Source organism: Streptomyces sp. NPDC015242 (assembly GCF_043079125.1).
Classification (GTDB): domain Bacteria; phylum Actinomycetota; class Actinomycetes; order Streptomycetales; family Streptomycetaceae; genus Streptomyces.
The window spans coordinates 190335-203615 of record NZ_JBIBUF010000001.1 but is presented as its reverse complement, the minus strand read 5'-3'; the positions used below and the strand labels follow the sequence as shown (position 1 = coordinate 203615).

Annotated in this window: 10 protein-coding genes; 6 read left to right on the top strand and 4 right to left on the bottom strand. The window is 72.8% G+C overall.

Annotated elements, in window-relative coordinates:
* Nucleotides 1–21: 21 nt before the first annotated feature.
* Both mltG and ACF07N_RS00995 read right to left on the bottom strand, forming a co-directional pair.
* A complete protein-coding gene (gene mltG, locus ACF07N_RS01000; protein WP_383332655.1) occupies nt 22–864 on the bottom strand; it encodes an endolytic transglycosylase MltG in 843 nt (280 codons plus the stop codon).
* A 43-nt stretch (nt 865–907) separates the two neighbouring features.
* The gene (locus ACF07N_RS00995) at nt 908–2710 is read right to left on the bottom strand and encodes an ABC transporter ATP-binding protein (RefSeq protein ID WP_392106727.1); all 1803 of its coding nucleotides are present in this window, start codon (nt 2708–2710) and stop codon (nt 908–910) included.
* An 86-nt stretch (nt 2711–2796) separates the two neighbouring features.
* On the opposite strand from ACF07N_RS00995, the gene ACF07N_RS00990 reads away from it, so the two are divergent.
* On the top strand, nt 2797–3246 hold the full coding sequence (locus ACF07N_RS00990; protein ID WP_383343203.1) for a MarR family winged helix-turn-helix transcriptional regulator: 450 nt from the start codon (nt 2797–2799) through the stop codon (nt 3244–3246).
* A 136-nt stretch (nt 3247–3382) separates the two neighbouring features.
* Here ACF07N_RS00990 and ACF07N_RS00985 read toward each other — a convergent pair whose 3' ends face one another.
* The gene (locus tag ACF07N_RS00985) at nt 3383–4966 is read right to left on the bottom strand and encodes a peptide-N4-asparagine amidase (protein WP_392106723.1); all 1584 of its coding nucleotides are present in this window, start codon (nt 4964–4966) and stop codon (nt 3383–3385) included.
* Nucleotides 4967–5197: 231 nt separating this feature from the next.
* Between ACF07N_RS00985 and ACF07N_RS00980 the strand changes: the two genes are divergently transcribed.
* From ACF07N_RS00980 to ACF07N_RS00965, 4 genes are all read left to right on the top strand, one after another.
* Entirely contained in the window at nt 5198–7003 is a 1806-nt protein-coding gene (locus tag ACF07N_RS00980; protein WP_392106720.1) for an ABC transporter ATP-binding protein, read from the top strand.
* Nucleotides 7000–8781, top strand: a complete 1782-nt coding sequence (locus ACF07N_RS00975; protein ID WP_383332665.1) for an ABC transporter ATP-binding protein — start codon at nt 7000–7002, stop codon at nt 8779–8781. Before ACF07N_RS00980 ends, ACF07N_RS00975 begins: the two co-directional genes overlap by 4 nt.
* A 217-nt stretch (nt 8782–8998) precedes the next feature.
* A complete protein-coding gene (locus tag ACF07N_RS00970; protein ID WP_383332667.1) occupies nt 8999–9469 on the top strand; it encodes a DUF5709 domain-containing protein in 471 nt (156 codons plus the stop codon).
* Nucleotides 9470–9547: 78 nt separating this feature from the next.
* On the top strand, nt 9548–9793 hold the full coding sequence (locus ACF07N_RS00965; RefSeq protein WP_311682041.1) for a type B 50S ribosomal protein L31: 246 nt from the start codon (nt 9548–9550) through the stop codon (nt 9791–9793).
* A 24-nt stretch (nt 9794–9817) separates the two neighbouring features.
* Here ACF07N_RS00965 and ACF07N_RS00960 read toward each other — a convergent pair whose 3' ends face one another.
* Nucleotides 9818–10612: a metal-dependent hydrolase gene (locus ACF07N_RS00960; RefSeq protein WP_392106715.1), complete on the bottom strand. Its 795-nt coding sequence runs from the start codon at nt 10610–10612 to the stop codon at nt 9818–9820.
* 146 nt (nt 10613–10758) lie between these two features.
* Between ACF07N_RS00960 and ACF07N_RS00955 the strand changes: the two genes are divergently transcribed.
* Nucleotides 10759–13272: a DEAD/DEAH box helicase gene (locus ACF07N_RS00955; RefSeq protein ID WP_383343217.1), complete on the top strand. Its 2514-nt coding sequence runs from the start codon at nt 10759–10761 to the stop codon at nt 13270–13272.
* Nucleotides 13273–13281 lie beyond the last annotated feature (9 nt).

Below are 13281 nucleotides of genomic sequence, written 5' to 3'. Positions count from 1 at the left end.
GCGGAGAGGTGCTTGCCGCTCTCACGGGCGCGCCTCGGCGCTCTTGGCCCGGTGGGCGTTGAACTCGGCCACGTTGCGGGTGTGCTGGCGGTAGTCCGCGGTGAAGCGGGTGTCTCCCGGGCGGACCGTGACGAAGTAGAGCCAGTCGCCCGGGGGCGGGTTGACGGCGGCGCGCACGGCGTCCTCGCCGGGGTTGTCGATCGGCGTGGGCGGCAGGCCCATGCGCTGGTAGGAGTTGTAGGGACTGTCGATCCGGGTGTCGCTCGCCGTGGTCCGCAGGGTGGAGCGGTTCAGGGCGTAGTTGAGGGTGGAGTCCATCTGCAGCGGCATGCCGCGCTCCAGGCGGTTGAAGATCACGCGGGCCACCTTGCCCATGTCGGCGCGGGTGGCGGCCTCCGCCTGGACGATGCTGGCGATGGTGACGGCCTGGTAGACGTTCATGGCGTTGCGCTGCGCCCCGGCGGCGATGGGGGCGCCGTTGAACCTCTGGTTGGCGGTGTCGACCATGAGCTCCAGGAGCTTCTGCGGCGTCGTCCGCTCCTGGAGCGGATAGGTCGCGGGGAAGAGGTAGCCCTCCGGGTTGCCCTCGGCGTCGTTGGGCAGTTTCAGCATCGCCTTCGGGAGGGACTTCTTCGTGCTGCCGGCGGGCAGGGCGAGGGCCTTGTCGACGGCGGCGTAGACCTGGCTCGCGCGCCAGCCCTCGGGGATCACCAGGCTCGTGGGGCGGCTGTCCTCCTCGGGCGCCAGGGTGAGCAGCGGCACCGCCACGGCGGTACCGACCACGACGGCCCCGGTCACGACGAGGGCGATACGGCCCCGGCGCGTCAGTCGAATCGTGCTCCGTGGCGGAGTGTTCTTCTGCATGCGGGCACGGTAACCCGCATATCGTCACAAACCCGGCATATTTTCATCTTGTCGGTTCCAGTTGGGCGTCCCGGCGTACGAGAGCCGCGTACCGGCCGCCCTGCCGCAGGAGTTCCTCGTGCGTGCCGCGCTCCACGGCCCGGCCCTGGTCCAGGACGACGATCTGGTCGGCGCCCCGGACGGTGGAGAGCCGGTGGGCGATGGTGATCGTGGTGCGGTTCGCCGACAGGGCGTCGATGGCGTCCTGGACGGCGGCCTCGGTGCGGGTGTCCAGTGCGCTGGTGGCCTCGTCGAGGATGAGGACCGGCGGGTCGCGCAGGATCGTGCGGGCGATGGCCAGGCGCTGCTTCTCCCCGCCGGAGAAGCGGTGGCCGCGTTCGCCGACGACGGTGTCGTACCCGTCGGGCAGGGCGGCGATGTGGTCGTGGATCTGTGCCGCCTTCGCCGCCCGGTGCAGCTCCTCGTCGGTGGCGTCGGGCTTGGCGAAGCGCAGGTTGTCGGCGACGGAGGCGTGGAAGAGGTACGTCTCCTGCGAGACGACGCCGACCGCGCGGGCCAGGGTGTCGAAGTCGAGGTCGCGGACGTCGACCCCGTCGAGCGTGACCCGGCCGCCGGTGACGTCGTAGAGGCGCGGCACCAGGTAGCCGAGCGTGGACTTGCCGGCGCCGGTCGGGCCGACGAGGGCGAGGCTGCCGCCGGCCGGGACGGTGAGGTCGATGCCGTCGAGGACGGGGCCGCCCTGGTCGCCGTAGCCGAAGGAGACCTGCTCGAAGCGGACCTCGCCCTTGATCCGGTCGAGACGGACCGGGTCCGGGCGTTCGGTGATGTCGATCGGCAGGTCGAGGTACTCGAAGATGCGCTGGAAGAGGGCGAGCGAGGTCTGGATCTGCACACCGGTCGACAGCAGGCTCACGGCGGGGCGGAACAGGCCCTGCTGGAGCGAGACGAACGCGACGATGGTGCCCAGGGAGACCTGGGGGCCGCCCAGCTGGAGGGCCATGCCGGCGGTCCAGTAGATGACGGCGGGCAGGGCGGCCATGACGATCGTGATGACGGCCATGCGCCAGCGGCCGGCCATGTTGGAGCGCACCTCCAGGTCGACGAGCCCCTCGGACTCGTCGGCGAAGGACTTCGTCAGCGAGTCGGAGCGGCCCATCGTGCGGCCGAGCAGGATGCCGCTGACGGAGAGCGACTCGGTGACGGTGGCGGCCATGGCGGCCATCTGCTTCTGGCGCCGGGTGGTGATCTTCCGCCGTTCGTCGCCCACGCGGCGGCTGATCCACACGAACACCGGGAGCAGCAGCAGCGAGACGACGGTCAGGCGCCAGTCGAGCACGATCATCGCGACGATCGTGGCGACGACGCTGGTGAGGTTCGAGACCAGGGACGTCGCGGTGGAGGTGACGGTGGCCTGCATGCCGCCGATGTCGTTGGCGATACGGGACTGCACCTCACCGGTGCGGGTGCGCGTGAAGAACGCGAGGGACATGCGCTGCAGGCGGCCGTAGACCGCGGTGCGCAGGTCGTGCATGACGCGCTGGCCGACGGTGGTGGAGATCAGGGTCTGGAGCACGCCGAAGACGCTGGTGAGGACGGCGCTGAGGATCATGCCGAGGGCGAGCAGGCTGAGCAGGCCGGTGCGCCCCTCGGGGATGGCGACGTCCAGGATCTCCTTCAGCAGGAAGGGCGTGGCGACCGAGACCAGGGACGCGGCGCCGACCAGCAGGCCGACGATCGCGAGCCGGCCCCGGTAGGGGCGGAAGAGCCTGAGGATGCGGCGGACCTGCCGGGGTTGTTCCTCGGCTCCGGCGGGTGGGGTCCAGGGCGCTTCGTGGTCGGGGTGCATGGGCTCCTTCGAGGGGTGCGGCGGGCCGGATCGCACTTCATTGTTACCTATACTCACAATGAACTGCATCCTGATATTGTTCCCGCATGACCACCCCCGATTCCGACGGCCTGCTCGCCGAGCAGTTGCTCCGGCTCACCCGCCGGGTGCACCGCATCCAGAAGCACCACCTGGAGCAGCGCGGCCTCGGCATCACCCCGGCCCAGTCCCGGCTGCTGCGCACCCTGGCGCACTGGGGCTCGCCGCCGCGCATGGCGGATCTGGCCGAGCGCCTGGAGGTGGTGCCCCGGGCCGTGACGACCCTGGTCGACGCCCTGGAGGCGGGCGGCAAGGTGCGGCGGGTCCCGGATCCGGCCAACCGGCGGGTGATCCGCATCGAGCTCACGGACGACGGGCGGGCCGCGCTGCGCGAGCTGCGCGCGGCGCGCCGGTCGGCAGCGGAGGAGATCCTCGCGCCCTTGACGGAGGATCAGCGCGAGGCGCTCGGCGGGCTGCTGGACACGCTGATCGACGGGACGCCGGTGCGCGCCTGCTGACGGCCCGGGGACCCTCGGACCGGCCGCGGCCGCCGCTCCTCGTGCCGGAGCGGCGGCCGCGTCCCGTTCCCGCCGGGGCCGGCCCTCCCGGACCGGGACACCCGGCGAAGGCGGCTTCCGGGACCGGTAGGCGCCGTCAGCAGCGGTCGCGGTCCTCCGTCAGCACCCCCTGCACCGCGGTCAGCGTGCGGTCGTGGCAGCCGTGCGAGCCGTACAGCCGGTGGCGCTCGCTCGTGGTGGCCACCGCGTGCCGCTGATCGCGGGGCACGTTCGCCGTGTAGGTCGCGTCTCCCGTGTAGGTGTCGTCGAGCCGCGACCAGGCGGTGCGCCCGGTGCCGCGCGTCTCGGCGGTCGTGGCGCGGTCACCGAGGGTCAGGACGGTGCGCAGCCGGTCGCCCGCGCCCAGGGTGGTCGTGCCGTCCATCGTGTAGGCGCGGTGCGTGCGCGTGGTGCGCCCGTCCACGGTCACGGTCTCGCTGTCGGTCCAGGTGGCGTCGAGGGCGTCGCTCGTCTCGCCGTCGGTCCAGCGGTGCGCGGAGGTGTGGGCCAGGGAGCGGGCGACCGTGGTGCGGACGCGGCCGTGCGAGGTGTCGACGTAACCGGAGACCATGAGGCGGTGGGCGGCCTCGGTGTCCACCCGGTGCTCCGGGCCGGGCGTGTGGACGGAGGAGCCGGTCGGGTCGCCCTCGCGGTGCGCGGTCAGCTCACCGGTGACCCGCGCGCGCCGTTCGTCCTGCCAGACCAGGACGTTCACGGGAGTGCTCCAGCCGGTCTGTCCCTCGGCCACGCCGACGACCGAGACCTCGACCCGGTGCGGGCGCCCGTCGTTGAGGACCCCGGCGAAGGGAGTGAGGTCGTAGGTGATCGGCTTGACGTCGAAGGCGCGCGGGCCCGGGATCACGTACCAGAGGAACGGGTTGGACCAGCCGCCGGTCCACACGGTCGGGAAGGGCGTGGCGATGCCCGCGAGCCGGCCGTCCACGCGGATCTGCACCTCGCGGTAGGGACCGCTCGCGTTCCTGCACGAGTACGGCGCCGGGTCGGGCACCGTCAGGTACCAGTACTCCTCGCAGCCGCCGCCGGATCCGGTCGCGTACACCTCGGCGACGAGGCGTTCGCTGTTGCGCGGGGTGGTCAGGTGCGTGCCGCCGTCGAGGGTGAGGACCCGGTCGGGGCTCGCCGGGCCGGGGCGGCCCGGGTAGAAGGTGAGCGTCACCTCGACGTCGAGCACGCCGGTGTAGGTGTCGTCGACGACGTTCCCGATCAGCATCTCGACGTCCTGGCTCCGGCGGAAGGTGTCGCCGTAGCGCGTGACGTCCTTCTCCACGGACCACTCGATGCCGTCGGGCGAGGGCTGGGGCGTCGAGGTGCGCAGGATCTCGACGCCGCCGATACGGAGGTGGCCGAGGCGGTCGTACTGACGCCCCTTCACCTTGCCGTCGAGCCGCAGCACCACCTTGCTCCAGCGGTCACCGCAGCCCCCGGGCGGGGTGTACGTGCCGCGGTAGGGGGTGAAGTCGCGGAACTGCGCCCGCGCGACGGTGACGTCGCAGGACTTCCCGGACGGCCTCCCGACGGGCGGGGCGGCCGTGACCGGGTCGTGCCAGTCGGTGCCGAACTCGGCCGGGACGTCGGCCGCGTGCGCGGGACCGGTCCCGAGGAGGGTGCTCGCCAGGAGGGTCGCTCCGGCAAGCATGGACATGACGATCCGTCTCTTCATGGGCGGTGTTCTACGGGGAGTCCGCCGTCCGCGCAATGCGCAACCGCCCGCCCGTGCACCCCTGTTCCCGTCCGTGTCGGCCGGTTCCGTTCGGTGGGCGGAAAACCTGTTGCCTCCGGCCGTGCGGCGCAGCGAACCTGTCACGGTTTGCTGCCCTCGGCCCGCTCCCGCCGTGGCCGCTCCTGACCCGCTCCCCTCCCCCCATCCCCTGACACGAGCCACTGGGACGTCATGCAGATTAAAGACCTTCCGTATCCCGACCCCGGCGTGCCCGACGCGCGCTCGGGGCCCCGATTCCTGTGGTGGCTCTTCCGCAACCAGCTGGGCGGTCAGCTCACGTCCCTCGCCTGGGGCCTGCTGCACTTCGCCTCCGTCGCCGCCCTGCCGTTCTGCGTCGGCGTCGCGGTCCAGGCCGTCGTCGACCGCTCCGGCTCCCGGCTGGCCCTGGCGGGCGGCCTGCTGGCGCTGGCCTGCGTCGGCAACGCGGTCGGCGACACCTTCCTGCACCGCACCGCCATCACCAACTGGATCACCGCGGCCGCCCGCGTCCAGCAGCTCCTCGCCCGCAAGGCCGCCCGGCTGGGCTCCGCGCTGACCCGGCGCGTCGCCGCCGGTGAGGTGGTCGCCGTGTCCACGGGCGACGTGGAGAAGATCGGCTGGTTCGTCGAGGCCCTGTCCCGGTTCACCGCGGCCCTCGTCACCATCGTGCTGGTCTGCGCCGGCCTGCTCGTGTACCAGCCGGCGCTCGGCGTGGTCGTCGCCGTGGGCCTGCCCGCGCTGGCGCTCGCCGTGCTGCCGCTGCTGCCCCGCGCCACCCGGCGCGCCGACGTGCAGCGCGAGAAGGCCGGACGCGCCACCGAACTCGCCTCGGACACCGTCGCCGGCCTGCGCGTGCTGCGCGGCATCGGCGGGGAGGACCTGTTCCTCGACCGCTACCGCCGTGCCTCCCAGGAGGTCCGTCACGCCGCCGTGCGCAGCGCCCGGATGTGGTCCCTGATCTCCGCGATCCAGGTCCTGCTGCCGGGGCTGCTGCTCATCGCCGTCGTCTGGCACGGCGTGGGACTGGCCCGCGAGGGCCGGATCACCGTCGGCGAACTGGTCACCGTCTACAGCTCGGTGATGGTCCTCACCTATCCCCTGCGGCACTTCGAGGAGATCGCCATGGCGTACTCCTTCTCCCGGCCCTCCGCCAAGCGGGCCGCGGGCGTGCTGTCACTGGAACGGGCCACGGACACCGCCGGATCGCGCGCCGCCGAGATCCCCTCGGGCGACCTGTACGACCCGCGGACCGGGCTGCTCGCGCAGGCCGGCCTCATGACCGCCGTCGTGTGCGGCGACCCGGACGCGGCGGGCCGGCTGGCCGAACGGCTGGGCGGGCACCCCTCGCAGGAGGGCGTGCCGGTGCTGCTGGGCGGGGTGCCGCTCGACGACCTCCCGCTGGACAGCGCCCGCACGGCCGTCCTCGTCCAGGACAAGGACCCGGTGCTGCTGTCGGGCACGCTGCGCGAGCTGCTGGACGTCCCCGCCTCGGGCGCCGTCGCGCCGCACGCGGCACTGACGGCCGCCCAGTGCGACGACGTGCTGGCGGCGCTCGCGCAGGGCTCGCTGGACACCGCCGACCCGATGGACGCGCGCATCACCGAACGCGGCCGGTCCCTGTCCGGCGGCCAGCGGCAGCGGCTCGCACTCGCCCGGTCGCTGGTCACCGACCCGGAGGTGCTCGTCCTGGACGAGCCGACCTCGGCCGTCGACTCGCACACCGAGGCACGGATCGCCCAGGGCGTGCGCGAGCTGCGCGCCGGGCGCACGACCGTGGTGTTCACCTCCTCCCCGCTGCTGCTGGACCGCGCCGACCGGGTGGCGTTCCTGCACGAGGGCGAGGTCGTGGCGGTGGGCACCCACAGCGAGCTGGTGCGCACCGAGCCCCGCTACCGGGCCGTGGTCACCCGGGAGACGGACGACGAGGTCACGCTGAGCGGGCCCGTCGCCCTGCCGGACGTCCTGCAGGAACTGGAAGAGATCGAGGAGAAGGCATGATCGGCGTCGCGCCCCCGGCGTACGACCCGGCGGCCCCGACGACGGCGAGCACCCTGCCCGTCGGCGCCCCGGCGACCGTCCGCGCGTACGTGGCCGAACTGCTGCGGCGGCACCGCCGGGCGTTCCTGCTGCTGATCGCCGTCAACACGGCGGCCGTGCTCGCCTCCATGGCCGGTCCGTGGCTGCTGGGCTCACTCGTGGAGCGGGTCTCCGGCGGGGCCCGGGAGCTGCACCTGGAGCGCACCGCCGGGCTGTTCGTGGCGGCGCTCGTCGTGCAGGCCGTGTTCGTCCGTCAGGTGCGCCTGCGCGGCGCGATGCTGGGCGAGCGGATGCTGGCCGACCTGCGCGAGGACTTCCTGGTGCGCTCGGTCGGGCTGCCGCCCGGCGTGCTGGAGCGCGCCGGGACCGGCGACCTGCTGTCGCGGATCACCACGGACATCGACCGGCTGGCCAACGCGATGCGCGAGGCCGTGCCGCAGCTGTCGATCGGCGTGGTGTGGGTGGTCCTGCTGATGGGCGGACTGGTCGTCACGGCACCGCCGCTGGCACTCGCCGTGCTGCTCGCGCTGCCGCTGCTGATCGCCGGCTGCCGCTGGTACTTCCGGCGGGCACCGGCCGCCTACCGCTCGGAGGCCGCCGGATACGCCGCCGTGGCCGCCGCGCTCGCCGAGACCGTGGACGCGGGCCGGACCGTGGAGGCCCACCGCCTCGGCGAGCGCCGCGTCGCCCTGTCGGAACAGCGGATCCGGGAGTGGACGGCCTGGGAGCGCTACACGCTCTGGCTGCGGTCGGTGCTCTTCCCGGTCGTCAACGTCACCCACGTGACCGTGCTGGCCTCGGTGCTGCTGATCGGCGGCGTGTTCGCCCTGCACGGCTGGATCGATGTCGGCCAGCTCACCACCGGCGCGCTCATCGCGCAGATGCTGGTCGACCCGGTCGGCATGATCCTGCGCTGGTACGACGAGCTGCAGGTGGCGCAGGTGTCGCTGGCCCGGCTCGTCGGGGTCCGGGACATCGAGCCGGACGCCGGGGACCCGGACGTGGTGCCCGAGGGGCGCCACGTGCGCGCGGACCGGGTCCGCTTCGGCTATCTGGAGGGCGTGGACGTCCTGCGCAAGGTGTCCCTGGAGGTGGCGCCCGGCACCCGGCTGGCCCTGGTCGGCCCCTCCGGTGCGGGCAAGTCCACGCTGGGCCGGCTGCTCGCCGGGATCTACGCGCCGCGGGACGGCCGGATCACCCTGGGCGAGGCCGAACTGTCCCGGATGCCCGCCGAGCGGGTCCGGGCGCACGTGGCCCTGGTCAACCAGGAGCACCACGTCTTCGTCGGCTCCCTGCGCGACAACCTGCGGCTCGCCCGGACCGGCGCGGCCGACGCCGAGCTGTGGGCGGCCCTCGGCGCGGTCGACGCGGACGGCTGGGCCCGCGCCCTCGACGACGGCCTGGACACCGAGGTCGGCTCGGGCGCCCTGGCGCTCACCCCGGCGCAGGCACAGCAGATCGCCCTGGCCCGCCTGGTGCTGGCCGACCCGCACACGCTGGTCCTGGACGAGGCGACGTCCCTGCTCGACCCGCGCGCGGCCCGCCACCTGGAGCGCTCCCTGGCCCGGGTCCTCGACGGCCGCACGGTGGTCGCCATCGCCCACCGGTTGCACACCGCGCACGACGCGGACGTCATCGCCGTGGTGGAGAACGGGCGGATCAGCGAGCTGGGCAGCCACGACGAGCTGGTCGCGGCGGACGGGGCGTACGCGGCGCTGTGGCGGTCCTGGCACGGCTGAGCGGCACGGGCGGGGGCGGCGCTGAGCGGCACGGGCGGGGGCGGGCGCCGGGGGGCCGTGGCGTTGCGCGGTGGCGAGACTCGGTGGAAGGCTGGAAGCAGGCACCGGCTCGGGGAACGCCCCGGACCTGCGGTCGCGGGCGGCGCCGGTGCCCCGCGCGGCGGCGGCCCGGCGCGGGCCCGGTGAGAGGGCCCGTCCCCACCCCCTGGAGGTATCCGTGAACAGCTCCGACGGCTGGGGAGACGACGTCTACCAGCCGGACCAGGACGAGCAGCGAGAGGACACGGGGCTGCTGGACGCCGAGGACACCCTGGAGTACGACGGCGTCGACGATCCCCTGGACCGCGGCTGGTCCCCGCCGGAGCGGCCGTGGGCCGTCGAGCACCTCGGGGTGACGGCGGCCGAGCGGCAGCGGGGCGAGACGCTGGACCAGCGGCTCGCCGAGGAGCTGCCGGACGCCGTCGCCCAGGACGGCGACGGTCTCGGGGACTCGGCGGGCACCGACGGGGAACTCCTGGACAACGAGGTCGGCGCCGTCCGCTCCGGCCGGCTCGTCGCCCCCGACGAGGGCGCCCACGAGGACGAGGAGTCCGCGCTGGTCGCCACGGACGTGGGCATCGACGGCGCCGCCGCGTCGGCCGAGGAGGCGGCCGTCCACATCGTCGACGAGGACGCCCTGCCCGGTTGATCACACCCGACGGCACCGATCGATCGCACCCGGCCGATCGCAGAACGGACCCGGCCGCAAGCCCCACGAGGAGCACCCATGCAGCAGGACAAGCACCCCGACTACCACCCCGTCGTCTTCCGCGACCGCGCCGCCGGGTACGCGTTTCTCACCCGCTCCACGGCGACCAGCGACCAGACCATCGAGTGGGACGACGGTGAGACCTACCCGGTCGTGGACGTGGAGATCTCCTCGGAGAGCCACCCCTTCTACACGGGCAAGGCGCGCACGGTGGACACCGAGGGCCGGGTCGCCGCCTTCGAACGGCGCTACGGCAGCGGCTGAGCCCTGCCGGGGGCCGCCCGGCGGTCAGATCACGTTGAGCGCCGCCGCGCAGCCCACCCCGCCGAGCAGCATGAACGCCGGCATCAGCACCCGCAGCTCGACCCAGCTGCCGGCCCGGAAGCGCATGAACTTCGGCGGCCCCACCGGGTACCAGCGCTTGCGCCCGACCGGGATGGGCCACAGGATCGGGCAGCCCGAGACGGTCAGCGCGTCCCCGATGTCGTGCACGATCGCGCCCAGCACCACCGGCAGCCCCAGCCACAGGTACTCCTGGCCGGGCGCCGTGAACAGCCAGTCCGCGCCGCTCCCGGGCTGGTCCAGCACGCCCGCGAGGATCCACGCCGTGGTCGCGGCCAGCAGCCACACCAGGACGTCGGCGCTCGAGCCCCGGGTCGCCCGCCACAGCAGACCCTCGATGGCCAGGACCAGGTGCACGAAGAGGATCGCGAGCACGCCCCAGCGGTCACCGGTGATCGCCGCGACCGAGGTGCCCGCGCCGATCAGCACCGCCCACAGCCACGTGTGCGTGAGCGTGCGGTGCCCGCCGGAGCGGCGCGGGTCGCCCTGCTTCTTGGTGGCCTTGTAGACGGCGTACGACAGCTTGTCGACGATCTCGCACAGCCAGCGCGACAGCGGTCCGAAGGACCGGGAGATGGTCGCCGCCTTGTGGTCCAGGTCCGGGGCGAGGGCGGCTCCGGCGCAGATCAAGGCGCCGGCGAGGAGGACCGGCCAGGGCATCGGCTGCCCGGCGGCGGCCGCGGCCGCACCGACGCCGAGCCAGGCGGCGGCGCCCGACAGTGAGTGTGCTGGTCCCATCATGGCCGTGGCCCGCCCCTATTCCTCGTGTGCCGCTGTCCAGTTGACCGGGTGCGCTGACGCGTCGTCGGCGCACCAGCGTAGCGTTCGTGATCTTCCGGGCGGCAGCCGATTCCCGCATCGGGCACCGGGCCAGGCAAGATGGGGGCGTGACCCTCATCGATCAGCTGCCGCCGACCGCCGACCCCGACGCCCTGTACGAAGCCTTCGAGTCGTGGGCCGGCGAGCGGGGGCTCACGCTCTACCCCCACCAGGAGGAGGCGCTGATCGAGGTGGTCTCCGGCGCGAACGTGATCGTGTCGACGCCCACCGGCTCCGGCAAGAGCATGATCGCGGCGGGCGCGCACTTCGCGGCCCTGGCCCGGGACGAGGTCACCTTCTACACGGCGCCGATCAAGGCGCTGGTGTCGGAGAAGTTCTTCGAGCTGTGCAAGATCTTCGGCACCGAGAACGTCGGCATGCTCACCGGCGACGCCTCGGTCAACTCCGACGCCCCCGTCATCTGCTGCACCGCCGAGGTCCTCGCCTCGATCGCGCTGCGCGACGGCAAGGACGCGGACGTCGGCCAGGTCGTGATGGACGAGTTCCACTTCTACGCCGAGGGCGACCGCGGCTGGGCCTGGCAGATCCCCATTTTGGAGCTGCCGCAGGCGCAGTTCGTGCTGATGTCGGCGACGCTCGGCGACGTCTCCTTCTTCGAGAAGGACCTCACCCGCCGCACCGGCCGCCCGACCGCGGTGGTCCGGTCGGCGACCCGCCCGGTGCCGCTGTCCTACGAGTACCGCTACACCCCGCTGACCGAGACGCTCACCGATCTGCTCCAGGCCCGGCAGGCGCCCGTCTACATCGTGCACTTCACGCAGGCGCAGGCCGTCGAGCGGGCGCAGGCGCTGATGAGCATCAACATGTGCTCGAAGGAGGAGAAGGAGCAGATCGCCGAGCTGATCGGCAACTTCCGCTTCACCACCAAGTTCGGCCGCAACCTCTCCCGCTACGTCCGGCACGGCATCGGCGTCCACCACGCCGGCATGCTGCCCAAGTACCGGCGGCTGGTGGAGAAGCTCGCGCAGGCCGGTCTGCTGAAGGTCATCTGCGGCACGGACACGCTCGGCGTCGGCGTCAACGTCCCCATCCGGACCGTGTTGTTCACGGCGCTCACCAAGTACGACGGCACCCGTGTGCGCACCCTGCGGGCCCGGGAGTTCCACCAGATCGCGGGCCGCGCCGGCCGGGCCGGGTTCGACACGGAGGGCTTCGTCGTCGCGCAGGCGCCCGAGCACGTCGTCGAGAACGAGAAGGCCCTCGCCAAGGCGGGCGACGACCCGAAGAAGCGCCGCAAGGTCGTCCGCAAGAAGGCTCCCGAGGGGTTCGTCGCCTGGTCGGAGCAGACCTTCGAGAAGCTGATCGGCTCCGAGCCGGAGCCGCTGACCTCCCGGTTCCGGGTGACGCACACGATGCTGCTGTCGGTGATCGCCCGTCCCGGCAACGCCTTCGAGGCGATGCGCCGGCTGCTGGAGGACAACCACGAGCCGCGCAAGCAGCAGCTGCGGCACATCCGCCGGGCCATCGCCATCTACCGCTCCCTGCTCGACGGCGGCATCGTCGAGAAGCTCGACGAGCCGGACCCGACCGGCCGCATCGTCCGGCTCACCGTCGACCTCCAGCAGGACTTCGCGCTCAACCAGCCGCTGTCCACCTTCGCCCTCGCCGCGTTCGAGCTGCTCGACCCCGAGTCGCCGTCGTACGCGCTCGACATGGTGTCCGTGGTGGAGTCGACCCTGGACGACCCGCGGCAGATCCTCGCCGCCCAGCAGAACAAGGCGCGCGGCGAGGCCGTCGCCCAGATGAAGGCGGACGGCGTCGAGTACGAGGAGCGCATGGAGCGCCTCCAGGACATCACGTACCCGAAGCCCCTGGAGGAGCTGCTCTTCCACGCGTACAACACGTACCGCAAGAGTCACCCCTGGGTCGGCGACCATCCGCTCTCGCCGAAGTCGGTCATCCGGGACATGTACGAACGTGCCCTGTCCTTCACGGAGTTGGTATCCCACTACGAGCTGGCCCGCACCGAGGGCATCGTGCTGCGCTATCTGGCCAGCGCCTACAAGGCCCTCGACCACACCGTCCCGGACGACCTGAAGTCCGAGGACCTGCAGGACCTGATCGAGTGGCTGGGCGAGATGGTGCGCCAGGTCGACTCGAGCCTGCTGGACGAGTGGGAGCAGCTGGCCAACCCGGAGGAGATGACCGCCGAGGAGGCCCAGGAGAAGGCCGACGAGGTCAAGCCGGTCACCGCCAACGCGCGCGCCTTCCGCGTCCTGGTCCGCAACGCCATGTTCCGCCGCGTCGAACTGGCCGCCCTCGACCAGGTGGAGGAGCTGGGCGAGATGGACGCCGACTCCGGCTGGGACGCCGACGCCTGGGGCGAGGCGATGGACAAGTACTGGGACGAGTACGACGAGCTCGGCACCGGCCCCGACGCCCGCGGCCCCAAGCTGCTGCTCATCGAGCAGGAGCCGCAGAACGGCCTGTGGCGGGTCCGGCAGATCTTCCACGATCCGAACGGCGACCACGACTGGGGCATCAGCGCGGAGGTCGACCTCGCCGCCTCGGACGCGGAGGGCCGCGCGGTCGTGCGCGTCACCGACGTCGGCCAGCTGTGACCGGCCGGG